Genomic DNA, 25,229 nt, shown 5'->3' on the forward strand with positions numbered 1-25,229 from the left:
TAAACATACTCCTTTTATGTAAAATTGCTATGAAATCTAAATTTATATAATTATACCATATTCCCCCGAAATTTTCAAGTAAAAGTTATATAAAAACCTATTGCATTTTTTATTTCTTTGTGGTATAATATACAAGTCACGAAGAAAATGTCTCCGTAGCTCAGCAGGATAGAGCGTTCGCCTCCTAAGCGAAAGGCCGTGGGTTCAAATCCCGCCGGGGACGCCACACATCTGAAGTCCGGTTTACGGGCTTTTTTTGTTATCTTTATTCTTTTTTATTTCTTCTTTATTATTTTAAAGCAGCATCATTTTAACGAATTAAGAAAAAAAAGAATAAATAATAAATTATAAAGAATATTCTGACCCTGAAATTTATAATTAGCTGCAAAAAGGACTGCCTCGCAAAACGCAAGCAGTCCTTTTTAATTCTGTACATTATCCGAAAGCCTGAGAGTCCTCGCAAAAAGCTCCTCGTCATCGTACATATTGCCGATGACCTTCACCGCCGCACCCTCGGCAGGGAGCATATCGAAGCCGAAAAACATATAAAGGGGCATAGCGTTAAGAGCCTTTGAAGCCTCGTCATAAAACTGGATAAAGAAAACTCCCCCGTTCATAAACACAACGCCTTCAAGGCAGGAAAGCTGTTCTGCTCCCTCGGGGATATCCGCAAAAACTCTGCGCTCGGGCATTTCGTCCTCCTGCTGCTCGGAAACGTTTTCGGCAGGTTTGTTATCGGATATATTTCCGCCGAAAAATCGGCAAATGCGTATAATATCTCCCTCGAAAATGTCTCTTTTGCCGCCGTCCTTAAAGCCCGAAGCAAGACCGAGAGTGTCAATGAACACAGGGTCGAGAGCATATTCTCCATCTCCTGCCTTACGGTTTATTATGGAGAAATTCCCCTCATGATCACGGCAGAGAACGCCCTCCGCCCACTTATCATCGGGAGGAGCCACGTTTTTGAAAACTATCTGCGCTCTGAAAATGCTGCACGGATACAAAGTATGATACCTTTTCAAAGACAAAAACAGCCCCTCCTTACTTTAATGTATAAAAATGCTATTGTATATTATATCACACCTTTCCATAAAATTCAATGGTAATTTTGCATATACTTAAAATTTAAATTTCTGTACTTGTATACTTTGTATAAAAAGCGGCAGAACATATTCGTCTGCCGCCATATCACTTAGTATTTCTTCAGCACCGAAACTGCTCCGATAACGATCTCAGAAGCCTTTTCAAGGTTTCTGCTGAGAAGCTCGGAATCCTTTCGGGATTTAGCCATTTCCATTGCCGCTGCAACGGTCTCTCTGCCCACTTCTACCTGAGTGCGGTATATCTCGTCAAGCTGAGATAGGGCAAACTCCTCCAGATTTTTGTAGCACACCTTCAGATCCTTGATGGTGTTGTTTCTGATGTCGTCGTAATTTTCCAGAGCGGAGTCGATTATCTCCGACTGACGCTTCTTTTTCAGAATGTTCTTGAAGAAGGGTATGGTCGTTGAGGGGAAGCCCATTTCACGGTCTGCGCCCTGAGAAGCCGCCTCTCTTATCTTATCCGCAACAAAGGTGTTCACGTTCACCGTTTCGCTGCAGGATATCCTTGCCCCTGCAAGACTTTCTATTCCCAGCTTTCTTGAAAGCTCGGCAGCCATATCGTTTATAACGTCGTTCAGACGGGAGTGATGTATCTCAAGGCATTTTCTGTATGCCTCGCCCACCTTGTCCATAAGGTATGAGTAGAAATGTCTCTCCACGTCCTCGTCCTTGGCGGTGGTGCGGCAGGCAAGAATGTCCTCTCTGAGCTTGGTGAAGAACTCGTACATCCAGTGCTCCGCTTCCTGCATCATCTCGGTGATGGAGAGGATTATCTTGGGCTTCTGATTGTCAAGAGCCGCCGCAAGGGTGGTACATTCACGCTCGAAATCAACGGAAAGCTTGTCCAGATTTTCCCTGTCCATCTTCATCATATCGCTTATCATATTGAGACGGTTAAGGGTGTCTGTAAGCATAAGTCTCAGCATTGAGAACACTCTCTGAGTGCGGATAGTGTCCTTCTGAACGATTATCTCCCTTGAAAGTGCAAGCTCAAATTTAAGGAACTGGTTTTCGTAATAATCCTGGAAGCCCTTGATATCGGGACGGTTGAGACCTATCTTTCGACGGTACTCGTCAATGCCGCTTATACCGTATACCTCGGCGTTGGGGATTATCTGAGAGCATATCTCACGGATACGTCCAACTACCTTTTCAATGTCCTCCATAGAATCCATTGCGTCTATCATATTAACAAGCACGAATACCTTGCTGAAATTCTGAGGAACGATGTGCTCGGCTATGAAGAACTGCTCGGACTCGGAAAATGGAGACAGGGCAGATGCCACGTAGATAAGTGCGTCCGCCTTGATAAGGAACTCCTTTACCTGCTTGTCAAGGTCGTCAAGGTCGCTGAGACCCGGGGTATCGACTATCTGAATTTCCTTTAAAATGGGAGCGTCGCTTCTTACGTCAATGTAATCCAGCTCGCCGGGGAAGAAATCCAACAGGTCGGAAAGCCTGTCACGGCTCAGGTCGTCGGGGGTGAGGGTAACTCTCTTTTCGTTTTTGAGAACAGCCTCCACCGAGGGCCTTTCGCCGTAGGAAATGCAGTTTACCGTAAAGGTCTCGGGGGCAACATTTACCGGGGCTATGGAACGCCCTAAAATTGCGTTTATTATCGTACTTTTTCCACGCTTGAAATCGCCTGTGACCATAAGAGAGAAGGGCTGATCCATTTTCTTTGCGATAATGGAATCCCACTTGGACATTCTCTCCACAGCCTCGTCTCCGAGTATCGCCACAAGCTCGGGGTCGCTTACAAGCTTGGACAGCTCGCCTCTGACAAACGCAATATCAGCGGCGGCATTATCGTAATTTTTTTCCATCTGAGGGATCCTCCTTTACGCAGAATGTCCGCTGTCGGAATTTGCGATGATATCGCAGCGGATCTCAAGGGACTGCTTGCTGCCCACGTGTCCCGACGGCGAAGAAAGATCGGGGCGCCAGATGTAAAGTATCTCGCAGCCGATAAATTCCATTGCCGCAGCAATACGCCTTTCATCGGGGGAGCAGCCGTCCATATTAAGATCCCTGACGGGAGTGATGTGGAGGGCTTCATAATGTTTCAGTATTGCGTCTATGTCAATGTCCTTGTTAACGTTTCCGAAAGAATCGGGAACGCCTTTTTTCCTTATGGAAGCGTATATCTGGGGGAAATCCGCAGGGTTGTCCAGGCAGATTATGCCTGCTCTGTCGGCGGTGATATCTCCCGAGATTATCCACTTGTTGAGAACGTAGTTAAGCTCTCTCACATTGCTTTTTCCGCCGTTCTCGGCGTCTGCGGAGGTATCTCCTCTGCTTATGCCGGGATAGGTGAAGGCATAGTTGAAGGCGGAGTGCCTGTTCTGGAGCCTGCCGCATTCGCAGCCTACGAGGAAGCGAAGCTCGTCAATGGAAAAGCTCTCGGCGATATCGCTGGTCATAACGATACAAGGCTCAATGCCCTCGCCTGCCATAGACATTATCTCGGGAACATCTCCTGCTTTTCTCACAAGGACAACAGGGAGACTTATCTGCAGTCTCTCGCTGCATTTTTTGGCAGCCTCGTAAGCCTTGGCATACTGCATAGAGCTTGCGCTGTCGCTGCTCTGGAAATATCTCTTGAAGCGTCCGGGGATATCGTTGCTGACGATAGCCTTATAAAGCCTTGACCAGCCCGAAATGCCGCCTATTTTCTGGCGCATTGCAAAATCTGCGTCGAATGCGTAGTCGAGAGTGCCGCCTACCACGTGCTCCTGATAGGAACGTGTACGCTCCACAAGATAGTCGCAGAAGGAGGTGTTGATATCCATAAGAGGATTGTAAGAATCTGTCATTGCCTGCCCTCCCCTTATTCTTCATCGGACAGGATCTCGGTGAGAGCCCTGTGGAGATTGTAGGTATCCGCAAGCATACCGCCCACATTCTCGGCAATGCTCTGAAGCCTGATCTTCTCGTTGTCGGACATAACCTTTTTCTGCTGCTTGACATCGTTCAGGTCATCGAGAGTTTTCTGGGTATCCTTCAGGATTATCTCGGTCTCCTGCTCGATCTGAGCTTTAAGTCCCGAGAATGAGTTGTAGACCTGCTGACGTACAGATTCGGTAAAGTCGGAATTTATCTTCATTTCGTGGAACTGCTTCTTGACAGTTGCCTTCATATTCACCTTGAACTTGTCGATACGCTCCTGTACAAGGAACTTGTCAACGGCGAACTTGCCCGTAAATGTGCCTGCAAAACCTGCGAGAGCCATAATGCAGATACCTGCGGGGGTAAGGAATGCGCCGCCCACAACGGTGGTAACGAGAAGGAAAGATGTGGCAAGCCAGGTGGTAAGACCCGTAAGTCCGCCCAGAAGTGCGCCCTTCACGCCTGCCTCTCTGAAGCCGATGAACAGTCCCCCGATACCGCCTGTGCCGATAACGGAGCCGATAATACTGTCGGCAACGCCGCCGTTCCTATTGCGCTTTGCAGGCATAGAGAACAGCTCCTGGATACGGTTCAAGGACTCGAAGAATTCGTCCTGGAAGGACTGGAGACGTACAGCCTCCTCGGAGAGACCAACGTTGATATCGTTCTGGATCTGCTCGCAGATGAGCTGAGCCTTGTTCTCGATATTTTCCTTTATCTTCTGAGTGAGCTTCTCGTAAACTATCTTGAGCTTTTCACGCTTGAGGTCCTCCCCTGCCATCTGGTAATCGTCAATTACCTGCATAGCGGTCTCCTCGATCTTTACCCAGTAATCATCAAGGATAGGCTGCAGCTGTTCAAATACCTTGTTGGCAGCGTTGTTTATGCGGACAAACTCCTCACGCTTTTTGGTACGTATCTCCTCGATCTCCTCAATGGCAAGCTGATACTTTTCCATAAACTCATCTGTTTCCATAACGAGAGCGTTCTCGTGGATAACGATGGAGTTGATTATCTCTGAGCCGGAGCTTATTATCTTGTTTGCAAGTATCTGGAGAGTGATGGAGCCTCTCTCCTTGGTGAGCATTGTTTCAAGAACGCTTTCGAATGTGGGGAAATTACTCTCGATGAGCATCTGTTCGTCCTTGTTTTCCTTTGCGATAAGGGCTTTCTTAGCGTAAACGCCGATAACCTTGGGCTTGCCTATCTTGCGCTTGTAAACGGCAAACTCCTTGGAATTTTCGCCCATTACCTTTTTCGCCTTATCCATTACATAGCTGCATATGCGCTTTTCAACGGTCTCCACAATTCTGTCCTCGTCCTCCTTGGAGAAGGTGCCGAAGCAGTTTACTGCGAAGATGATACGTCCTAAGTCGCTGGTGAGCATCTTATTTTCGAGAAATTCTTTTTCAAACTGTGAAAAGGGCGAATTTGCGCTGATAACGAAAACAGCAGCGTCTATCTCGGGAAGGATAGACATAGTTACATTGGTCATCTGCTCGTCGTCGTTCAGACCCGGAGTGTCTATGATGTCAACGTGATTTTTGCAGAAGTCGGTGTCGTAGTAAACGGTGGCTTCCTTAACGGTCTCCGCCTTTTTTTCCGATTCGTAGGAAAGCTTTGTGACATAATCCGCAAGATGGTTTATATCGACCTTTTCGCTGGTGCCGTCCTTGTACTCAACAACAACATAAGGATCCTTGCTGTATGTAACGCGGTTCAGAGTAGCCGTTGCGGGAAGAACGTCCGCAGGCAATACCTCCTGACCCAGCAGGGCGTTGATAAGGGTACTCTTTCCTCTTTTGAACTCGCCCACAATAGCGACCTCAAAGTGATCGCCTGCTGATTTTTCGATAATGTCCCCGATGGAGCGGGCGGTATTTTCGAGATTGAGGGAAGTAGCATACTCTTTGAGCTGCTCAAGGGATTCGGTCAGGTCATTGACAGTTTCCCGAAACGAGGTATAGCTCGCAAAATCATAAGTCTGTTGTTCCATTATAAACCTCCTGTGATTATTCCGCACAAAGTCCCGATGCGGTATTTAAAGGAACGCAGTCTGATACCCTCGGCGCACAGACCGCAAAATATTATCAGCCCATATTGATAATATTATATCATATTTTTCTTAATAAAGTCAATGAGCGGCGACTCTTAAAACAGAAAAATCACAGACTTGTTTTTGGTAATACTATACAAATTTACCTATTTTTACATTTTAAGGAAAGAAAAAGGTTACAAAACGATTACCAAAGGCAAAAAAAGAAGCCCCGCAAGACATTACAGGACTTCTTATATTTCCGATATTTAATTTAGATAGTTAGGCGGACCCACTCCCTGTAGTTCAAAACATAGCGTTCATTCTGCGTGCTGTGATAATCTTCATATATCATCACTCATTTCATTACAGTAGTACAGTACATCGAAAAGCCTATCTATATAAAGCATTATTATGCGGATACGTTTCAGCGATCCATTGGACTCACTCCGGACTTTAAAAATTTGAAATTAAAATCAGAACTTAACTTTCCATCGGACTGATCTCCATATCATAAGATTTTGGTATTCGGAGCAGTTTTAACGTGCCATCGGAAACACTCCATATCTACAGATTTTTTGATAATTGAAGAAAAATTACTTTTCCATCGGACTCCCGACCTATCTCAGATTTTTGTATAACTGTAATGTCCGTGAAGGACATCGGCACTTTATTATGCCATTGGACTCACTCCCATATTTTTAATATTCGGTAAGGCGTGTCCAAATCATATAAAATCGATCCTTTCGGAATTTTTTACAACCTGCCGCAGCCTTTCGGCTAATTGCGGTAAAATTCAAGTACCTGTCGGACTCACTCCCTTGGGTTATTTATCAAATATTCAGATCGTGATAACCTTTCGTGATCATTGTAATCAATCCCTTTCGGAATAATAAACATCCTGCCGAAGCCTTTCGGCTATCTGCGGTAAAGCTTAATTACCTGTCGGACTCACTCCCTTGAGTTATTTATCAAATATTCAGATCGTGATAACCTTTCGTGATCATTGTAATCAATCCCTTTCGGAATAAATTTCATTCCTGCCGCAGCCTTTCGGCTATCTGCGGTAAAGCTTAATTACCTGTCGGACTCACTCCCTTGGGTTATTTATCAAATATTCAGATCGTGATAACCTTTCGTGATCATTGTAATCAATCCCTTTCGGAATAAATTTCATTCCTGCCGCAGCCTTTCGGCCATTTGCGGTAAAGCTTAATTACCTGTCGGACTCACTCCAATCCTACGAAATTTTAAGATAATACCTCATTTTCATAGCGATCAACCCTTTCGGATTTTAAGCACCCGCCTTTGAAATGTCACTGCCGACCGGGGGAAGAACATCCCGGCACCTGCGGACGGCGGAGCCGATAACCTCTGCTGTCACATCTCTGAACTGTCATCTAAGTCCGAAAAAAATTTCCTTTACTCCATCGGAATAATCCCTTTCATCTTAATGCTTGGGAATGTCCGCCACAGCAAAGAGAGTATAAAAATACCGCATATCATTCTGTGATGACTGCGGCTCGTAACATTTATGACCTTTAAGACTTTGAAAAACCATTCGTTTTATAAATCGGAGTGAGTGGTGCAAACCACATTACCTTTAGACTCCCTCTTATTTTTTCTCAAAAGTCCTGCCGTACAAACGAGCCACTGTGGGGTACAACCCCGGACATTCCCGCTGAAAACTGCTGTTCTGTAACGTCTGCCATCGGACTCGCCTTCCTTTCCAAACTTTCTTGCAGAATACTTTACGTTGAAAGCCTGCTGTTCTTGGGATCCGGGAAACCCTTCAGCCCTTCGGCTTACTTTCTTGGTCTTTCCCTTTCCTTGATAATAATATACCACACTCTTTAGCAAAAGTCAATAGTTTTTGAGATAAAATAGTGCATATCTTTTGTGCATAATTTTTATGAATTTTCAATATTGACATTTTGGGGAAATAGTGGTAAAATAAAAATGTTGAGACGTCACAGGGCAGGAACTATTTGGAAATATATCCCGAATATTCCCGCTTATGGACGCATATACAATACTAAAAATAACAGGAGGTTTCGGAAATGGCTGAAAATTTTGAAGATATGGGCGTCGATCTCTACACCTTGGTAGATGAAGAAGGCGTTGAGCAGACCTTCGAGCTTATGGACACCTATGAGACCGATGAGGGCGAGCTGTATTATGCTCTCGTTCCTTATTATGAAAATCCCGAGGATATGGTCGAGGCTGACACCGAGCTTGTTATTCTCCGCAGCGAGGAAGACGAAAACGGCGAGGAAACTCTTGCTTCCATTGACGATGACGCCGAGTACGAGAGGATCGGTCAGATCTTTATGGACAGACTTTCCGAGACCTACGAGGAATAATTACGTTTTTATAGTATTTCTACAAATTTCAGAGTGCAAAATTAACAGAAATTTCTATTGATTTTTCATTCCGGTTGTGATATACTACAATTACAGAAAGAAATTCTGCCTTGACCGATAAAGTGTGGTTTTATAATCCAACACTTTTATATAGGGATTCAGTCTCCTTCGGCGGATTGCAGACCTCCCGCCGCATTAGATGTGCGGATCAACGGACGCAGGGAGCGTGAAAACGAAGGGCTGTTGCCCACCTGCTTTGTGCGGGTTTTATTCGCCACATGGCGGCAAGGCGGTATTTATTGAAAACTGTACAGCCCCGGTTTTTTGCCGAGGCTGTTTTTTTGTTCTTTCTTAAACAAAATTTTACTCAGACTCCCTCATCTCCGCTTTGTACAAGCCTTCTTCGGATAAAATCTCGATAATATCGTATATGTCCCTGCCTTCGCTGTCCGAATACTTTTCACTTATTCCGGGCGTTTTTTCGGAAAACGTATTCCAAGCCGTTATCAGTTCATCGGTTTTGTTTATTCCCAAGCTTTCAAAAATACAAGCATATTTTTCAGGCTCTTTGCTGTATAATTTCATCACATTATACTTATATTTTCCGACCTCCTCGCCGTAAGGGTTGCCTACTCCGAAAGCCGAAAGCCCGTCATTTACAAGTATCTCGTAAAACATTTCAAACAATTCCCGCAAAGCCGCCGCCGAAATACCGTCGAGGTAATATACATCATTATGCGTCGTTTCTATAGCAACGCCGCCGTCCTCAAATGTTTCCGTCACAGTTTCATCGTCTAACCTTGACGGTACTTCAATAAATAAAAACAAAGACTCATTACGGTTGATTTCCAAAAATCCTTCAAATACATTGCGGATATTATCTGCATCAACATTAGCTGATATCATACCTTCAACTATATTATAGCCCTGCGTAAGGCTGTCTCCATTAGTGACCTGCGCTCCTTTTATCATTTTAAGCATAATGCCACACCCCTTTAAATCATTTTGTAAATTATACCACAGCCATTTTCATTTGTCAACAAAAAGCTCCGCTCCCGAGACTCGTCGGAAACGGAGCAGAATATTTAATACATCAGCTTTTTCAGATTTCTGTCCGACATAAAGGTGGACGCATTGTATAAAAACATCACCTTGTCATAATCGGAAACGTCAATTATATCATTGTAGGACATCTGAATGTAGCGCAGGTCTACCATTGTTATCTCGCTGAAATGCTCGGTCATAAAAGGTACGAAGCAATGGGCATAGCTGTCCTTGAAAACAAGCAGCTTTCCCCCCTCGTTTCCTGTGCGGACGGTGACCATAGGCTGATTGGTGCCGAAAAAGGTGCTGTATTTGTCCTTGACCTCAAGATACTCTCTGAAATACATTCCTTCGTGCAGCTCAGGCTCTGCGCCGAAAGTGGAATATATCTCCACCTCAGGCTCCTCTCCCCTGTCGGCAGGGAGCCAAAGGTCTATGCTGTCGGGCTCTATTCCCTCGTAAAGCACCTTGGAATAGAAGGTTCCCTTAAATGAGTCGGAGGCGTGGTCTATATCATAGCTGCCCTCGGTAAGGGGCATTATATCCATCTTTCTTGCAGCGGCAATGTAGGCGAGAAATGCGCCCTGTGTCGTCCAATGGTGGTCTGTTCTGTAATAGATATAGCTGTCCTTGTTGGCGCTGAGGGTGGAGTACACGTCAATGGGAACAGCGCTGCCTTCAAGCTGGGAATACACCCCGTTTATAAACGCCTGCTGGTCGGGGTTAGGGGCATTGGCAGGCAGCTCGTTTTTATAAATTTCCGCCTGTGTGGGGACTATCATCACATAGGGGGAGATATGGTTGTCCTCCGCAAATTTTTTTATGCCCTCAATGCTTTTCTGTACCTCTTCCATATCCGGCTCGGGTATCTTTTCCACAAGCCTGTTTTCAAGGATATAGATGTCATTGCGCTCTCTTTTTCCCGTCAGAAGCTCGGCGGCGGTCTTTGCGGCTATCCAGCCGTCGTGACCTGCAAAATGGTCGGAAACATAATCCTCCACTCCGCTTGTGAATTTTCCGCTGTAGATGTTTTTGCCCGTAAGCTCGGGAAAATCCGCAAGCTTTCTGTTCTGGGTCTCCGAAAAGCTTTCCTTCTCGGAAAATACCGTCCCCAGCCCAAGTCCTGTGAGAATACCGAAAAACAGCAGTACGGTGACGATCGAAGTTATGACCTCCGTGCTCCGGGCTTTTTCGGCAGCCGAACGGGTCTTTGCTGTTTTATTTTTACTCATATGCCTTCACCCTTTTAAAATCTGAAATACAAAAACGGATTGTAGGAAGCGTCCACAAGATAGGCGGTGCAGAGAAGCAGTCCGCCCGTTACGAGAACGGTTGTGGATATCGCTTTGAAGCTCCTGCTTTTTTCTCCGGCGTACTCCGCTATCCTGCTGCCGATGCCGCCCGAAATGAGTATGCACATCACAAGAAGGAAGCAGTTTGAAACGAGAGTGTATTTGAAATATCCGTCAACTGCCGCTCCCCCTGCGCCGAACATTGCGGCGATAAAACGTCCTGCGTCCGAAAGGGTGTCCGTATCGAAAAGCACCCAGCCGAACACCACCGCAAGGAATGTATACAGCATACTTATTCCGGAGGGCAGCTTTTCAAGCACCTTGCCGAAGCCAAGCCGCTCGATGATTATGAGAACGCCGAAATAAAGTCCCCACAGCACGAAATTCCAGCTTGCCCCGTGCCACAGACCCGTCAGCGCCCAGACGATGAAAAGGTTTCTGTAGGTCTTAAATGCGCCGCATCGGTTGCCGCCGAGAGGGATATAGACGTATGACTTGAACCAGCTGCCCAGCGTAATATGCCACCTGCGCCAGAATTCGCTGACCGATTTCGATATATAGGGGTGGTCGAAGTTTTTCGGGAACTCAAAGCCCAGCATTTTGCCAAGTCCGCTTGCCATATCCGAATAGCCCGAGAAATCAAAGTATATCTGAAAGGTAAATGCAAGTATTCCAAGCCACGCCGTAGCCGCAGATATCTGCCCATAATCCATTGCCTTTACCTCGGACCATATTGCGCCCACGTTATTGGCAAGGAGAACTTTTTTTGCAAGTCCCTTGACGAACAGGGATATTCCTGCACTTATTTTCGGAACCGTCACAGAACGTGACTCCAGCTCCCCTGCCACCTGATCGTATCTTACGATAGGTCCCGCTACTATCTGAGGGAAAAGGGACACGTAGGAGGCGAAATTAAGAAAGCTTTTCTGCACGCTGATATTTCTCAGATAAAGGTCAATTGTATAGGACATTGACTGGAAGGTGAAGAAGGATATGCCCACAGGCAGATCCACACGCTTTTCGTTAAGTCCAAAGGGGTATATTTTATTAAGCCCACGATTTACAAGTACAACGGGATTTGTAAGCTCCGTTCCCAGCAGGGCGTTTATGCTGTCGAAAATAAAATCGCTGTATTTGAACACCGCAAGAAGCCCCACGTTCATACAAATTGAAACGATAAGGCATATTTTCCTTTTTTTGTTATCGTCATCGTACTTGTCCATAAGCCTGCCTGCGGTATAGTCTATTGCCGTTGACAGCAGCATTATTATGACATAAAAAGGCTCTCCCCAGGCGTAGAAAAGCAGTCCCGTAATGAAGATGATGATGTTTCTGAGCTTATTGCCCGAAACAAAATACAAGAGCATTACTATTGGGAGGAAAAAATATAAAAAGCTCAGCTCCGAAAAAACCAAATTTATTAGTCTCCCTTCACGTCTGCGCCGCAAAGCTCTTCTGTTATCTCTCTCAGCTCGTCGGCGGTCATCATAGTATTAAGTATATCCGCAATGGCGGCAGTTGTCATAAGCTCGGGAAGTCCCAGCCTTTTAAGAAGCTCTCTGCGCCGCAGGGACGCATCGGGCGCACCCGAATACCCCAGCTCGTAAAGTAGCATTTTGTCAATGCCGCCTGTTTTTTTCTCCCCCTCTGTGCAGGACACCCCTGCCCTGCGGAAGGCTTCAAGGAGTATCTCCTCGCTCATTCCCTCAACGCCAAGCTTACCCTCTTTAGACGGCTCTGCCTTGCGCCGCTCCTTGCCAAAAATATCGGGAATGTACACGTTTGTGATACTGCCGTTTTTTACTGCGCCTTTAAGGTAATTTCTTATCTTGAAGCCTGCGCTGTCGCTGTCGGTCAGGATTATTATGCCCGTTTTTTCCGCATAATGACGGATTATGCTCATTTTATCCTTGTCCTTAAATATCTGAAAGCCGTCGGTGCAGATTATTACGCCGTTTATGACCGAGGAAAGCTTTATCTTGTCATACTTCCCCTCTACCACAACAGCCTTGTCTATGTTTATCAAAATTATTCTTCCTTCTTTTTTATAACCATTCCCTGCCCGAGAGTTTTGGTGGTTATGGCAATTAAAAATTTCCGCAAGGAAATCTTTGGCGTCAGCCAAAGAAACAAAACTCGGTTTGAAAATCTTTGATTTTCAGACTTATCTTTCCGAGAGCATTGAGACGATGGCTTTTTCAAGTATCACCTCGGGGTCTCCTGCGCCTGTTTTCATTGCCATATCTGCGTCTGCAAGTATCTCAAGACACCGTCTCAGCTTCTCGGTGCTCATTTTTCTCACAGATGAAAAGGCGTTTTTTACACGAAATTCAAGATTTGCGGCATATCCGAAATCCTGCATAACATTTCCTATGCTCTTGCCGCTGTCAAGGGCAAGCCGTGCTCTGTAAAGGTCATTCATACTGCCTGCAAGGACGTAGAGAAGATACACGGGAGTATTTTCGGGGTCGTCCATAAGCTCGCTGTAAAGCTGTGTTGCACGGCTCATATTTCCTGCGGCAACCGCATTTGCAAGGTCGTATGACTTTGCGTCGGAGCTGTCGGGCGTAAGGAGCGCCACATCATTTTCGGTGATATGTCCCCCGTTTGCATAGGCGGCAAGCTTGTCCGTCTCGTTTACTGCCATATTCATATCGCCGCCGCATCGGTCGAGTATCAGTCCTGCGGCACGCTCGTCAATGGTACAGCCCTGCTTTGAGATAAGCGAAGAGATCATTTTAATATTTTCCGCTCTGCTTTTCACATTTATCTCGCAGACTGTGCCGTGCTTTGCCACAAGGTCGATAAGCTTTTTGTTCTTGGCGGTGGGCTTCTTTTTTCCGCCGCACACATCAATGTTCGGAGTATAGAAAACAAGCACCGTTGTGTCGGGAATGTCCGAGACTGCTTCGGTGAGGAGCTTCATACGGTCGGCGGTAATGGATTTGTGTCCCTGCCGCTGTTTCGTTTCCTCCTCCATATCCAGGTCGCTGACGGTAATGCACAGCTTGTCCGCAAACATAGGAAATGCGTCGCATACCTCAACAAGCCCCTCCACATCAAGGTCACGTCCCTCGAAACGGTGGAGATTATAGGCTTCATCGCCCTTTTTTACCGTCTTTGCAACCATTGCCCGACAGTATTTTTCTATGGCGTAGCGGTCGGTGCCGTAGAGATAGTAGGCTCCCGACAGCTCGCCGCTTTTTATTATTCTTGAAAGCTCTTTTTCGTTTATCGAAGCCATTTTCTATCCTCTCTCACATATATTTCTCCGCCACTTGCGATAAATTCTCCGCTGCCTTTTACGATAGTTTCATCTGCGGGTAGCAGTCCCTTGTAATTTTTGTTCGCTGTCAGATAAATATCCGCACGGACAGGCACCTCGGCGGTGCAGTTATAGATACACATATCGAAGCTTTCATCGGGCGGAGCGCATTTGCGGTCAATGCTGATGAGTTTCGCTCCCCCTGCTTCAATTATGCAATAGTCTTTGTTAGGACGGCAGTATATGCTGCCGAATTTAATTATATTACCTTCCGTCTCATATGTCAAGCCGTTATTTCCGCTTGATGACACTATCTGAGCTTTGGGGAAAGCTTTTTTGTATAGGGGTGCGGCATAGTCCGCATTTTTCGTCAGGAATACCATTCCCACCGTTCCCGTATCGTTTCGGGAAATATAACGCTCTGCCGCTTTTATGCTTTTCCTGTTTCCCATAAAGTCAAATATTTCGGAATACTGCCCCTCGGATATTATGAGCACGCAGCCTTTTCCCTCGGTAAGAAGCGCTATCCTTGTATATTCGTATGGAACAGCCCTGTAGACCGTTATTGCCGCCGCTGCCGAAAACACCGCCGCCGAAACGGTCAGTATCACCGCTGACCTGTTTTTCATAACAAGTGCGGCTGCTCCTGCGGAAATTATTACAAGTCCGATCATTGGAGGGGCTATCTCGGTTCCCGAGGGGAGCGCCGCAAAAGACAAGGAGCCTATTTTTTCCGCAGCCCACAGCACAGGACGGCATATGGCTCCGCTCACAAGGAAAAGTCCTCCCGAAAGCCAGGAAACCGGCAGCACCGTAAGCACCGCTCCCGTCATAGCTATCATCATTGCCGCCGTAAAAAACGGGGACAGCAGAAGATTTGTAACGGGCGACACCACAGACAGCTCGTCAAGACAGAGCATAGATGCGGGTATGACCGCCGCCGAAGCGCATACAGCCGTCAGAACAGAGCTTGTCAGCCCGGATTTTTCACCCATTTTCTTTCCGAACCTGTTCTCATAGGCTTTTTTCACATTTTCCGTAACAAAGGGGGCAAGGACAGCCGCTCCGAACACTCCCGAAAAGGACAGCAAAAATGATGTGCTTCTGACAACAAATGGTGTCCCGACGGTAAGGATAAAGGCAGCTGCAGACAGCGATGACAAAGGGTCGCTCTGCCTTTTGAAAAGCTCCGCCGAGTACACGAGAATGGTCATTATAAAGGCTCTGATGACCGACAAGCTCATATCTGCGGTAAGGGTGAACACAAGGCATACTGCCGTCACAAGAAGCAGCTTTCCCCGTTTGGTCATTGACAAGGCAATAGCGGCGGCTGAGGCTATGCCTGCGGCAACAGCCATATGCATTCCCGAAACAGAGGCAATGTGTCCCACGCCCGAACGGTACAAACACCTTTCCGCTTCCGGAGATATATTCCACTCGTCGCTGCCGAATATCATTCCGATAAGAAGCTCTCCCTCGTCCGAGGGAACGTATCTTCGGATAATAAGGGCGGCATTTTGGCGGAGATCACGAAGGGTGCGGAAAATATTATGCTCCTTCGGGAAATATTCCTCGGTGTCCGTATCTAAAAGCAGAAAGATATTCCGGGAACGGTAATAGTCGGCGGAGTTGAAAAAGCCCGTATTTTCCGGTGCATAGAGAGTTCCCGAAAGGTATGCCCTGTCCCCTCTCACAATATCGCTGTCATTTGCATACCAGCCGATATCCGCCTTTTTTCCGCCCGGAAGCTCCACACGTGCGGTGCAGAATGCGCTGTCCTCGGAGTAGACGCTCACGTCCTTTATAACTGCGCTGCCCTCAAATGACACGCCGCTTCGGGAGACGATATCACGGTACACAAATGCGTCATAGCCGCTGTAAAGGAGCATACCTATGCCGCAGGAAAGCGCTGCCGCCGAAAATGCAAAGAACCGGCCGCTTTTTTCGGGGCGGACAATGAATATCACCGCCGCTCCGAAGCACAGAAGCAGTCCGCCCGCTATGCCCGACAGCCACAGAGCCAGAAACGAAGCCAATAGCAGACCTGCCAGATATCCCAGTCCCAAAACCGCCGCTTTTCGTGTCATAGACTATCCTTCCCCGAATTTAGTAACGCTGACGGGGATATTATACCATATTATAAGGAAAAATGTCAAGGTCGGGCGCATTGCTTTACGAAGATTTAACTGCCATTATTTCTAAAATGTAAACAAAAATCCCGCAAGAATTCATAATCACTATATTCTTCGCAGGCAAGCCGTTTTCAGGCAGGCAAATTTCTCCGAAAAAATTCAAAAAAATGCTTGACAAATGTATTTGCCTGTGATATAATATAATAGTCGTCGGGAGAGAGCTCCTAAAGACAAATCAATAAATGCGTCGGGGTGTAGCTCAGTTTGGCTAGAGCGCTACCTTGGGGTGGTAGAGGCCGTGGGTTCAAGTCCCGTCACTCCGACCAGATGAAATAACCTCTCAAATGGCTTAGATGCGTCAGTTGAGAGGTTATTCTTATATAAGATTATTTGTCTTGGACAACTTTTGGACAACTTTGAATTCAGCTCGTCTTACGGGAGCCGAATTTCTTGTTCAGATGAAGCATATCTACGATCTCGTCTGTGGCTTTTGCCTTGACCTCGTTGAAGGCGTGAGTATATACAGATAAAGTCGTATTTGGATTCGAATGTCCTAAAATATCGGCAACAGTCTTTACGTCTGTACCCTTTGCGATCATAGCCGAAGCTACGAAATGACGCATAGAGTGGATACCGTAAAAGTCCATACCGTGCTTCTTGCACATCTTTTTGAGATAATTGTAGGGCAGACCGTTATACATTATCTTTGTGTATGTAGTGTCACAGAAAAGATAGTCATCATCGGTGTGCCTTATCCCCATAAACTTCTTGCTGTTCATTTCCTGTGACTTGTATCTGAGGAAAAGATCAATAATGATCTGAGGGAGCTTTATCATTCTTACGGAGCTTGCCGTTTTGGTATTGCCCACGTACATCTCTTTCTTTTTCCTTGAATAGTTGGCAGCCCTCTCGATCCTGAGAATGTGGGTGTCAATATTGATGTCGCTGAATCTCAGACCTACTATTTCCGAACGCCTGAGTCCACAGATAATGGCAATAGAAGCGAAAAGCTGATATTTAAGCGGTGCTTCGGAATACAGCAGCTCAACAAACTCCTCTGCCTGTTCGGGCGTATAGATTTTTCTTTCAGCCTGATTCGGAGGAGGGAGCTTGACGTTGGTACAAGGGTTCTTGGTGAGCATTTCGATACGGATAGCGTAATCGAACACTTCCGAAATAAATGAGCGGTAATGCTTTATCGTCTTGTAGGAAAGTCCCTTTTCGGGGTTGGTCTTGTTAACACCGGGCTTTGTAAGCGAATTGATGAAATCCTGAATGTGGATAGTCTTTATCTTATCCATTCGCAAATCACCGATAGTTTCATAAGTCCTTTCCTTGAAATCCTCGCAGCGTTCACGAGTGGTTGTAGTCTGCTGAATATTGGCATAATCCGTAAACCACTTCTCCGCAAAGGCTCTGAATGTGATGGTGGGCAATATGGCAAGTGAATTGATCTGCTGTTCAAATTCAAAGCCTATCGCTTCAACCGCCTTGTCACGTTTTTTCTCGGTCATACCCTCGAAGCGTGGATCATCAAACCTTATAGTCTGATACACAAACTTGGGTGTTCCTTTTTCATTCTTACCGCAGAACACCCTGATACGGTAAGCACTTTCTCTTTTTGTAATGTTCATAAACATTACTCCTTTCGTTGTTGCGAAAGGACAAATAACGTGTGGACTGGAATCTGTCCTTTCTGGGTGGATACCTTCTAAATCTCCCTGTCTGTTGCCGCAGACGGGGAGATTTTTTTGTAAGCACAAAAAGCACTTACTTTATATCAGCCCAGAGCATATTCATCTGAATTTCAAAATTATCTATCCATTCAGAAAACGCTTCGGGCGATATTTCGCCGTTTCGGACACCGTTACGCTTTTCATAGCTTTCCGATGTGAAATTGGAGAAGATGTCATTGCAAAGCTGCAAATTATCTCCTGTCAACTGCCCTTTCTCCTTTGCTCGCCTTATTCTTGTGTACCAACGCTGATACACTTTCATATATTGAGCTTCATATTCATCATTGTGTTTTTCTTTGTATCTGCTCAGCTTTTCGGAATTTCTCTGTTTCCTGCAGGCATCGGAGCAAAGCACATCAAACAGGCTCGATTTAGCAATGAACAGCTTTCCGCAGTTCAGACAGTATCTCGGAAAAAGGCTCTTGCTGTAAAGCAGCCGGATATAGTATTCGACCATTGACACCAAGGAAACGTCCGTAACAGCGTATTCCGAACCGTTCTTGCCCTTGATTATCATCATAGGCATATCGTCCTTGACGTATCTGCCCAGCAGAAATTCAATAGCCTGGTCTGTGTTCGGATCTCTCGAAGGAGTAAAGCTGATATGACGCTGATGATATACAAAGTCCTCATTTATCAATGGAGTTTGAGTTATTTCCAGATGATCGCACAGCCACTCCAACTCGTCCTCACTAATACTATCGGACAGAGCCTTGTCAATTACTTTTCTCAGATAACCGCACGTTACGTTATCATCGGGAACGGCAACGCTCCTGCCTTTAAGATAGTTGAGCATTTTGCAGTCGGAAGAAAGATCAAACAGGAACGAACCTATCTCTCTTTCGGCTTTTTCTACACTTTTATCTGCAAAAATCCCACCATTTATATATCTGAACACCTTTTTCGGCTCTCCGTATATGATTATTTCCTTCAAATTGTCACAGTCAACGCATATTGCTATGCACATATCCGCAAAAAACTTGTAATCCGCCATTAAATCAGCCCCATTTCAAAAAAACGCTTCAAATCTATTTCCGTCTATCTTCTTGGCTCATTTTCGATTATACCAAATTTTTTCGGAAAAGGCAATAGCAAAACTGTTGCAAAAAACTCACACGGTTTTATTCAAATTATACGAAATTATACAAATTGCAAAAAACCTACTTGACTTTGAGAGCTGACTGCGCTATAATCAAGATAATTCGATAGATATATTTATTTATTGAATGCAAAAAATCAACATTGAACAAATTAAGGAGGAATTGATTTATGACCGAAAGCACCAAGCCTGTAACACTTATGACCATTCACGAAGCGGCAAAGACAGGCATTATGCCCGAAAACACTCTCAGACGTATGTACAGGAACAACGAAGTCCCCTGCCTGCACGTTGGAAGAAGGACGTTCATCAACTTTGATGTGCTTGTTTCCTTCCTCAACGATCCCAACAACTATATTAAGGGGGCGGAGGTGAATGGATAAAAAAGAAGAAGCCGTCCTTTTCCCGACTGTTGGCGCAGCCGAGGGACAGCTTCCGTATAATTATTACGAACCTATTATACCATATGAAGAACCGCAATGCAATACCCCCGACATAAAATTTTTCTCGGAGATCGAAGCAGCGACCGTTGATTGGCTGTGGTATCCGTACATTCCGTTTGGTAAGGTGACTATTATTCAGGGCGATCCGGGCGAGGGAAAGACCACCCTTGCCCTGAATATCGCCGCTATTCTGAGCAGGGGCGAGCGATTGCCAACAGAATTGGAATACACATATACTTATAATAGTATCACTTCGATTTATCAGACAGCCGAGGACGGGCTTGCTGACACTATCAAGCCCAGGCTGACCGCCGCCAATGCCGATTGCAGTCGGATATGCACCATTATTGAGGGCAGTGATGCTCTGCACTTCTGCGACAGTCGGCTTGAAGATACGATAGCATCAACAGGAGCAAAGCTCTTGATAATGGACCCGATACAAGCATATCTCGGAGCAGACGTTGATATGCACCGAGCAAATGAGATACGGCCTGTTATGTCAAGACTTGAAGCAATTGCCGAGAAATACAGCTGTGCCGTTGTCCTTATAGGGCATATGAACAAAAGCGGAAAAAAGGCTCAATACAAGGGGCTTGGCTCTATCGACATAACGGCAGCAGCCAGGAGCGTTCTGTTTGTGGGGCGCAGGGACAATGACAAGCGTAAACGCTGTATTATCCCCATAAAGTCAAACCTCGCTCCCGAAGGACGGGCTGTTCTTTTCAGTGTGGGAGAACAGCTCACTTGGGAAGGCTTTGATGATATTGACATCAGCAAGGTTTGTTCCGATATGGGACATTCCTATGAAAAAACGCCTTCAAAGGTGGAGCAGGCTGAATTTTTTCTCAAAGAACTGTTTGACGGAAAAAGAGAAATACGAAGCACGGAGGTTGAAAACGCCGCCAGAGAACAAGGCATCAGCAAGCGTGTTCTTGATACGGCAAAGAAAAATCTGCATATTTCGTCCCGTAAATCGGGAGATTATTGGTTTTATGTGTTTCCCGATTGACAGACGATTGCATTGTTGCATTCTTGCAATGTTGGCTCAAAACACGCTATATAGCCAATTATCGTCAAGAATGCAAGGGTGCAAGATTGCAGACCATACGAAAGGAGTTACAAGTTATGAGTGAAAAGAAGATATCTCACGTTCAGGGTAAGGGCTGTTTATCCCACAACAACCGCACATTTATCCCCAAAAACACAAATCCCGATAGACGTTGCTATAACAGCTATTTTATACAGGAGAACATTGCCGACAGCTACGATAAATTATTCGGAAAGGCTGTTGACGAATACAACAGCAAGCAGAAGCGGAGCGACAGAAAGATAAAAGGGAGCTATTTTGAGCATCTGTTTCATCACGCACCCTGCAGCACCGTTCTGGAGTCCCCCAACGGACAGAAAAGCTTTTACGAGGACGTTGTTCAGATAGGCACAAAAGATGATACGGGCAGCGGCTCCGATGACGGCGAAAGAGCGAGATTTGTTTTGATTGATTATATGGAAGATTTTCAAAGGCGAAATCCGAACTTTTATGTTTTCAATGCGGTTTTGCATATGGACGAAGCTACTCCACATCTTCATATTGATTACATTCCCATCGGGCATTACGACAGGGGGCTTTCCGTTCAGAACGGGCTTGCCCAGGCTCTGTTTGAAATGGGATATGGCAAGGGCAAGGACGCTATTAACAGATGGCGTAAAGCGGAACGTGAGGAGCTTCGCAAGATTTGCGAAATTCGTGGGCTGCATATTGCCGATGAAGATAAAGGGCGTGGTTTCAGCTATAGCTGTGAGGAGTACAAGGAATACAAGGAAACTATTAACGGCTATGAAAAGAAGGTTTCCGAGCTTGAGGTCAAAGTCAGAGAACTGTCTGCGGACATAGAAACAAAATCCTCGGAAGTGAGCGACCTTAACGATAGGAAAACAGTATTGCAGAACGAGGTAGAGTCCCTCACGGCAGGGAAAGAGTTAGCAGAAATTTCTGAAATAAAAACTGTGAAAATGCCCCTGCATAAGCTTATGATAGATGAATCGGAAATATCGGGAATTGAGAATCTGAAAAAATCAGTATCAGCCAAAGCAGAGGAGCTGTCCGCCAGAGAAAAGAACCTTGATATTCGTGAGGAAAGACTCAGCGAAAGCAAAGAACAGCTTGTTATCCGGGAAAGCAGGATTGCAGAAAAGGAGCAGGAGCTTGACGAGCGTCAGAAGGAAATTGCCGAACACAACGAATATGCGAAGCACAACAGCTACAAAGCGTTCGTAAAGGATTCGGAGATCGATCCGCTTTTCCAAAGAGCAAAGAAAACTTTGGAAGAAGCCGAAAAGATGAAATACGAACAGGAACATATGACTGAGCTTCTTCAGAAATACAAGTCAAGCAACGAGCATCTTATGGCAGACCTTGCACAGAGTCGGAGAACAGAAAAGGAAATCAGAACGGAGTTTTCCTATCAGAAAAAGCAGGCTGCAAAGGAAATAGAAAAGCTGCGTGCCGCAAGTGAAGAAAGCTCGGAGGAATACAAGAAGGAGATCTCCGAACTTTCCGAAAAGCTTGAAAGTGCCAATGCTCTGAACAGCAGTTTATCGGAAACGAACAAGACCCTGTCGGGAGAAAATGAGAAACTCACCAAAAATAACAAATGGCTGAACGGGCTGATCGACACGCTGTATGAGATCGGACGTTTCATCTGCAGCAAGCTGAAAATTGATTTTGACAGGATCGTGGACAAACGCCTTGACGGTTATTCGCTGAATTACATTTTCGGGAATAACGGTCGGGAGAGATAATCCGACAAAATATCCTATCCCTATATTATGGAAAAATCCGTATCACGCACGATACGGATTTTTTTCTTTTCCGTTAACAGGGAGTGCAGAGGGAACGGCTGCTCGCTGTCCGCAGACAGCGAAATCCCCCTCGGAGAGCCCCGTGTACTTTTGATGAGGTCTTGTGCCTTGTCAAAAGTACTAAGGGGTTAGCTTTGACGGGAGCAAAGCTAAATCGGGCGGCTTCGCCGCAGTAAGATTGTTCCATATTAACTCTGAAAAACGAATTGTGTAAATATAATAATCATTTTTTTCAAAGCACAGAAATTGCAGACTGTGTTTCCAAATTTAACTAATGTTTTTTTCTTTAATATATCCTTGATACTCCTCATCAGAGGAAAACACTTTATCAAAATCGTTGATATTACGCACTTCACCACTTTCCAAATCTAACGAAATAGTATGTGCAAACGATTTGAAATTTTTATTCTCCTCGCAAAGACGATCAATAGTATTCCAGTCTAAATCATTCTCCTTTGCTGACAGAAGTATTTCGCTCTGGGTATAATCTTCTATATTCAGTTTTATAAATCCAATACCAAACGCTTGATTTAATTGCCTTAGCTCGTCCATAAAATCCGAACCCTGATCGTATTGCAAAGCGACAATATATCCTTCATTTGCCCAGCTTGAATTTGAAACAGCTTGGAAGAAGCATTCTCTTAAATTCGAAAAAGTAAGAGAAATCTTCATTTTAAAATGAGAACAACTTATAATTACTATGCTCCATTGACCTCATAAGTTGACGAGTTTCAGTGCCAAATTCATCAAATGGATATCTTATTCCAACTATATCAGGGTGAAGCCATTCATTTTGCCCTTTTTTTCTATGATTTGACATTTCGTGATATATTGTTTTGGTGTAGCACTTGAAATGAGAGTCTGAAAAAACGAATGAAGATAATATTTTGTGTAAATCTCTTTCCTTATATGAGTGTTTTTCGTTTTCCGAAACAATTATTGTCGGAGCTACTGTAGGAACGGATAATTCCCTCAAAAAGAATAATGCAGGTCTTTTAGAAACTTGAATAAACGGACTATTTGCTGCATCTTGCTTTATACTCATATATATTCTTGCACCGAGTGTCTGTTCAGGAGTTTTTCCGTATTTAGGCAGTTTTGTGTCAAGACCGAGTTCTTTGGCTTTGCACCATATCGAATTTACGGACATAGGAGCTTTTTCCTTTTTTATCACTTCAATGGCAAGATCTAAAAATGTATATGGCATATTATACACCACCGTAATTTATTCATATATTTTTATTTCATCATTACACTCAAACATATCAAAGGCATTTGCATAACTAAGCCTGCCGGACTTTATTTCTTCCGCCAACAGTAAAAGATTTACCGAATTTATAGCTGCGCCGTTTACACCTGAACGTCTGCTGATATTTTCAATTCTATCCTTGAATCCGCCTGTAAACTCGCCGGAAACAAAGGCAAAGTTAAACTTACTAACAACACCATCAAAAACTGTCCACCATTCATTGGGATTGAGTGCCTTGTCACGCTTTTGGTTTTCTTCGATATATCTGAACATTTCATCAGCCTGCTTGATAGGCAGAGAATATCCCTTGCCGTAAGCCTTGTTGTCGATTATAAATCCATTTTTATCGTGATAAACGCAAACATCGGGCTTGCGAGTGTCACCAAGTCTGGAGCCTTTGAAATCCAATTCGCCTGTTAATAGATCAGCTGTCTGTAATTCATATTCCCTGTCTGCCTGCCCGTCAAATCCAAGATCAATGAGCACAAGATACTTATGATTGATATGAGAAAGCTTCTTTCGTATATCGTCTTTCAGTAAGGACAGATCGGATTTAACGGCACCGGCTGATTTTACGCTGTCGGGAATTTCAAGACCGATAATGCTATCCATTATCTTAAATTTATCCCCACTTTTGTTTACGTTAATGCCAATATTTATAAGTCCTTGTATGTCATCGGAGATAGTTCCCGCATCTTCCGCCATTCCCTTTGTCTGTAAATGAGCAATTATCTCATCTAAGCTGCGATATGTCGTTGATAAATACTTTATCAAATAAGTGCGGCGGTTACGAAGATAATTTCTGTCCGAAGGCTTTGTTGCAAGCATATCCCACATAACTCGTTTGTCAATACGCTTGAACTTTGACGATCCTGTGGCATACTTCAATATCTTCTTACCTTCAAGTGTTATCTGATATGACTGCGGAATCGTATCTGTATGCGTCATATATCCCAAGTCAGCGGTCACACTTTTAGGTACCTGCATAACCCACTTGATACTCTTAAGCCACGCACATATCGTACGAACATATTTGTCTGATGTTCCCTCGGTATCGGATAACAGTTTATTTCTTTCCTCTGATGTTGTGGAAGCACTCAACCCCTGCAGAATAAGATTCTGTGGAATAGAAGTGAACCCTGCTTCACCTACAAATCCAAGCTGACAGCCAATTTCAAACTTTGTCATACTGTTTCCGCTTTCAAGCAGACTCAAAATTCGGCATACGGGAGGATAAGACAAAAACGCTTCTGTTAATATCTCCTTTTCTTCTTTGCTGTCATCTTCGGAAACAGCATATTTATATCCGAGTTCACTAATACTGCAAGAATCCATTTCACGGTCATAATCAAGAAAACCTATGCTTACTGCCCAACGAAGAAACGAATCTGCGGGCCAATCACTCTGGTATTCTTTCCGCTGACCGGGCAGTACAGCCTGAATAATACCTGAACAAGGAGCATTGGTTCGAGTATAACCTTTCGGAGTACCCTTGCCTTTCAACAAAGTATATAGGATATTCATTTTGGGTGAATTAAGATGTTTTATCATCTCGTCTTTATGATATTCATCAGTAATAAGACGTGGGATTTTGTCTGTTTTCAGCAGTTTATTGATAGCGGAATCGGGCACAAAAACACGCACCACATTCTTTAAATTAGCGATAGTATATGCTTCTTGCACCCAGCCGAATGTTCTTTCAGCCATATTTGCCCCTCCG

At 44.9% G+C, this 25,229-nt stretch carries 19 protein-coding genes, 2 tRNA genes and 1 other RNA gene; 7 read left to right on the forward strand and 15 right to left on the reverse strand.

Translation table 11 applies throughout. The features are described 5' to 3' along the window. Nucleotides 1-149: 149 nt before the first annotated feature. Nucleotides 150-226, forward strand: a tRNA-Arg gene (locus tag ACR0QN_RS05850). 196 nt (nt 227-422) lie between these two features. On the opposite strand, the gene ACR0QN_RS05855 is transcribed toward ACR0QN_RS05850, so the two are convergent. The 4 genes from ACR0QN_RS05855 to ACR0QN_RS05870 form a co-directional block, all read right to left on the reverse strand. Next, a complete protein-coding gene (locus tag ACR0QN_RS05855) occupies nt 423-1,004 on the reverse strand; it encodes a hypothetical protein (RefSeq protein WP_432650263.1) in 582 nt (193 codons plus the stop codon). A 188-nt stretch (nt 1,005-1,192) separates the two neighbouring features. Next, complete coding sequence (locus tag ACR0QN_RS05860) at nt 1,193-2,929, reverse strand: dynamin family protein (RefSeq protein ID WP_432650264.1); 1,737 nt, start codon at nt 2,927-2,929, stop codon at nt 1,193-1,195. A gap of 15 nt (nt 2,930-2,944) precedes the next feature. Continuing rightward, on the reverse strand, nt 2,945-3,919 hold the full coding sequence (locus ACR0QN_RS05865; protein WP_432650265.1) for a hypothetical protein: 975 nt from the start codon (nt 3,917-3,919) through the stop codon (nt 2,945-2,947). 14 nt (nt 3,920-3,933) lie between these two features. Beyond that, a complete protein-coding gene (locus tag ACR0QN_RS05870; protein WP_432650266.1) occupies nt 3,934-5,988 on the reverse strand; it encodes a dynamin family protein in 2,055 nt (684 codons plus the stop codon). A gap of 2,099 nt (nt 5,989-8,087) precedes the next feature. Between ACR0QN_RS05870 and ACR0QN_RS05875 the strand changes: the two genes are divergently transcribed. Both ACR0QN_RS05875 and ssrS read left to right on the forward strand, forming a co-directional pair. Beyond that, nucleotides 8,088-8,390: a DUF1292 domain-containing protein gene (locus ACR0QN_RS05875; protein ID WP_432650267.1), complete on the forward strand. Its 303-nt coding sequence runs from the start codon at nt 8,088-8,090 to the stop codon at nt 8,388-8,390. Nucleotides 8,391-8,489: 99 nt separating this feature from the next. Then, nucleotides 8,490-8,690: non-coding RNA, 6S RNA (gene ssrS / locus ACR0QN_RS05880), on the forward strand. Between the two features lie 63 nt (nt 8,691-8,753). Here the strand turns inward: ssrS and ACR0QN_RS05885 are convergent. From ACR0QN_RS05885 to ACR0QN_RS05910, 6 genes are all read right to left on the reverse strand, one after another. Beyond that, nucleotides 8,754-9,371 carry a hypothetical protein gene (locus ACR0QN_RS05885; RefSeq protein WP_432650268.1) on the reverse strand — a complete coding sequence of 206 codons (618 nt, stop codon included), beginning with the start codon at nt 9,369-9,371 and terminating at the stop codon, nt 8,754-8,756. 104 nt (nt 9,372-9,475) lie between these two features. Continuing rightward, entirely contained in the window at nt 9,476-10,666 is a 1,191-nt protein-coding gene (locus tag ACR0QN_RS05890; protein WP_432650269.1) for a DHHW family protein, read from the reverse strand. A 14-nt stretch (nt 10,667-10,680) separates the two neighbouring features. Next, entirely contained in the window at nt 10,681-12,093 is a 1,413-nt protein-coding gene (locus tag ACR0QN_RS05895) for an MBOAT family O-acyltransferase (RefSeq protein ID WP_432650270.1), read from the reverse strand. A 53-nt stretch (nt 12,094-12,146) separates the two neighbouring features. Further along, nucleotides 12,147-12,752: a toprim domain-containing protein gene (locus ACR0QN_RS05900; protein WP_432650271.1), complete on the reverse strand. Its 606-nt coding sequence runs from the start codon at nt 12,750-12,752 to the stop codon at nt 12,147-12,149. A 138-nt stretch (nt 12,753-12,890) separates the two neighbouring features. Beyond that, nucleotides 12,891-13,970, reverse strand: a complete 1,080-nt coding sequence (holA, locus tag ACR0QN_RS05905) for a DNA polymerase III subunit delta (RefSeq protein WP_432650272.1) — start codon at nt 13,968-13,970, stop codon at nt 12,891-12,893. Next, nucleotides 13,958-16,078, reverse strand: coding sequence for a ComEC/Rec2 family competence protein (locus ACR0QN_RS05910; RefSeq protein ID WP_432650273.1), 2,121 nt, complete (start codon nt 16,076-16,078; stop codon nt 13,958-13,960). The genes holA and ACR0QN_RS05910 overlap by 13 nt, the downstream gene beginning before the upstream one ends. Before the next feature lie 293 nt (nt 16,079-16,371). On the opposite strand from ACR0QN_RS05910, the gene ACR0QN_RS05915 reads away from it, so the two are divergent. Beyond that, nucleotides 16,372-16,449 (forward strand) — tRNA-Pro (locus ACR0QN_RS05915). Between the two features lie 96 nt (nt 16,450-16,545). Here the strand turns inward: ACR0QN_RS05915 and ACR0QN_RS05920 are convergent. Both ACR0QN_RS05920 and ACR0QN_RS05925 read right to left on the reverse strand, forming a co-directional pair. Further along, a complete protein-coding gene (locus ACR0QN_RS05920) occupies nt 16,546-17,757 on the reverse strand; it encodes a tyrosine-type recombinase/integrase (protein ID WP_432650274.1) in 1,212 nt (403 codons plus the stop codon). Nucleotides 17,758-17,893: 136 nt separating this feature from the next. Beyond that, nucleotides 17,894-18,853: a DUF6076 domain-containing protein gene (locus tag ACR0QN_RS05925; protein ID WP_432650275.1), complete on the reverse strand. Its 960-nt coding sequence runs from the start codon at nt 18,851-18,853 to the stop codon at nt 17,894-17,896. Between the two features lie 275 nt (nt 18,854-19,128). Between ACR0QN_RS05925 and ACR0QN_RS05930 the strand changes: the two genes are divergently transcribed. The 3 genes from ACR0QN_RS05930 to ACR0QN_RS05940 all read left to right on the forward strand — a co-directional run bounded on the left by ACR0QN_RS05930 (nt 19,129) and on the right by ACR0QN_RS05940 (nt 22,200). Then, nucleotides 19,129-19,341: a hypothetical protein gene (locus ACR0QN_RS05930; RefSeq protein WP_432650276.1), complete on the forward strand. Its 213-nt coding sequence runs from the start codon at nt 19,129-19,131 to the stop codon at nt 19,339-19,341. After that, nucleotides 19,334-20,410, forward strand: coding sequence for an AAA family ATPase (locus ACR0QN_RS05935; protein WP_432650277.1), 1,077 nt, complete (start codon nt 19,334-19,336; stop codon nt 20,408-20,410). Before ACR0QN_RS05930 ends, ACR0QN_RS05935 begins: the two co-directional genes overlap by 8 nt. A 116-nt stretch (nt 20,411-20,526) precedes the next feature. Further along, complete coding sequence (locus ACR0QN_RS05940; protein WP_432650278.1) at nt 20,527-22,200, forward strand: plasmid recombination protein; 1,674 nt, start codon at nt 20,527-20,529, stop codon at nt 22,198-22,200. Between the two features lie 327 nt (nt 22,201-22,527). Here the strand turns inward: ACR0QN_RS05940 and ACR0QN_RS05945 are convergent, their stop codons facing one another. Genes ACR0QN_RS05945 through ACR0QN_RS05955 form a run of 3 tightly spaced genes read right to left on the reverse strand, consistent with a single transcriptional unit; the run spans nt 22,528 to nt 25,216 of the window. Next, on the reverse strand, nt 22,528-22,932 hold the full coding sequence (locus ACR0QN_RS05945) for a hypothetical protein (RefSeq protein ID WP_432650279.1): 405 nt from the start codon (nt 22,930-22,932) through the stop codon (nt 22,528-22,530). A 1-nt stretch (nt 22,933) separates the two neighbouring features. Next, on the reverse strand, nt 22,934-23,467 hold the full coding sequence (locus ACR0QN_RS05950) for an HTH domain-containing protein (RefSeq protein WP_432650280.1): 534 nt from the start codon (nt 23,465-23,467) through the stop codon (nt 22,934-22,936). 18 nt (nt 23,468-23,485) lie between these two features. Then, nucleotides 23,486-25,216 carry a restriction endonuclease FokI C-terminal domain-containing protein gene (locus ACR0QN_RS05955; RefSeq protein ID WP_432650281.1) on the reverse strand — a complete coding sequence of 577 codons (1,731 nt, stop codon included), beginning with the start codon at nt 25,214-25,216 and terminating at the stop codon, nt 23,486-23,488. Between the last annotated feature and the right edge of the window lie 13 nt (nt 25,217-25,229).

The organism is Huintestinicola sp., assembly GCF_050874005.1.
Lineage (GTDB): Bacteria > Bacillota > Clostridia > Oscillospirales > Ruminococcaceae > Huintestinicola.

Coding starts and splice junctions, on each gene's coding strand:
- ACR0QN_RS05895 (WP_432650270.1), bottom strand. CDS start 12,093: ATGCTCTTGTATTTTGTTTCGGGCAATAAGCTCAGAAACATCATCATC.
- ACR0QN_RS05860 (WP_432650264.1), bottom strand. CDS start 2,929: ATGGAAAAAAATTACGATAATGCCGCCGCTGATATTGCGTTTGTCAGA.
- ACR0QN_RS05885 (WP_432650268.1), bottom strand. CDS start 9,371: ATGCTTAAAATGATAAAAGGAGCGCAGGTCACTAATGGAGACAGCCTT.
- ACR0QN_RS05865 (WP_432650265.1), bottom strand. CDS start 3,919: ATGACAGATTCTTACAATCCTCTTATGGATATCAACACCTCCTTCTGC.
- ACR0QN_RS05910 (WP_432650273.1), bottom strand. CDS start 16,078: ATGACACGAAAAGCGGCGGTTTTGGGACTGGGATATCTGGCAGGTCTG.
- ACR0QN_RS05870 (WP_432650266.1), bottom strand. CDS start 5,988: ATGGAACAACAGACTTATGATTTTGCGAGCTATACCTCGTTTCGGGAA.
- ACR0QN_RS05930 (WP_432650276.1), top strand. CDS start 19,129: ATGACCGAAAGCACCAAGCCTGTAACACTTATGACCATTCACGAAGCG.
- holA (WP_432650272.1), bottom strand. CDS start 13,970: ATGGCTTCGATAAACGAAAAAGAGCTTTCAAGAATAATAAAAAGCGGC.
- ACR0QN_RS05940 (WP_432650278.1), top strand. CDS start 20,527: ATGAGTGAAAAGAAGATATCTCACGTTCAGGGTAAGGGCTGTTTATCC.
- ACR0QN_RS05925 (WP_432650275.1), bottom strand. CDS start 18,853: ATGGCGGATTACAAGTTTTTTGCGGATATGTGCATAGCAATATGCGTT.
- ACR0QN_RS05875 (WP_432650267.1), top strand. CDS start 8,088: ATGGCTGAAAATTTTGAAGATATGGGCGTCGATCTCTACACCTTGGTA.
- ACR0QN_RS05890 (WP_432650269.1), bottom strand. CDS start 10,666: ATGAGTAAAAATAAAACAGCAAAGACCCGTTCGGCTGCCGAAAAAGCC.
- ACR0QN_RS05955 (WP_432650281.1), bottom strand. CDS start 25,216: ATGGCTGAAAGAACATTCGGCTGGGTGCAAGAAGCATATACTATCGCT.
- ACR0QN_RS05950 (WP_432650280.1), bottom strand. CDS start 23,467: ATGCCATATACATTTTTAGATCTTGCCATTGAAGTGATAAAAAAGGAA.
- ACR0QN_RS05920 (WP_432650274.1), bottom strand. CDS start 17,757: ATGAACATTACAAAAAGAGAAAGTGCTTACCGTATCAGGGTGTTCTGC.
- ACR0QN_RS05935 (WP_432650277.1), top strand. CDS start 19,334: ATGGATAAAAAAGAAGAAGCCGTCCTTTTCCCGACTGTTGGCGCAGCC.
- ACR0QN_RS05945 (WP_432650279.1), bottom strand. CDS start 22,932: ATGAAGATTTCTCTTACTTTTTCGAATTTAAGAGAATGCTTCTTCCAA.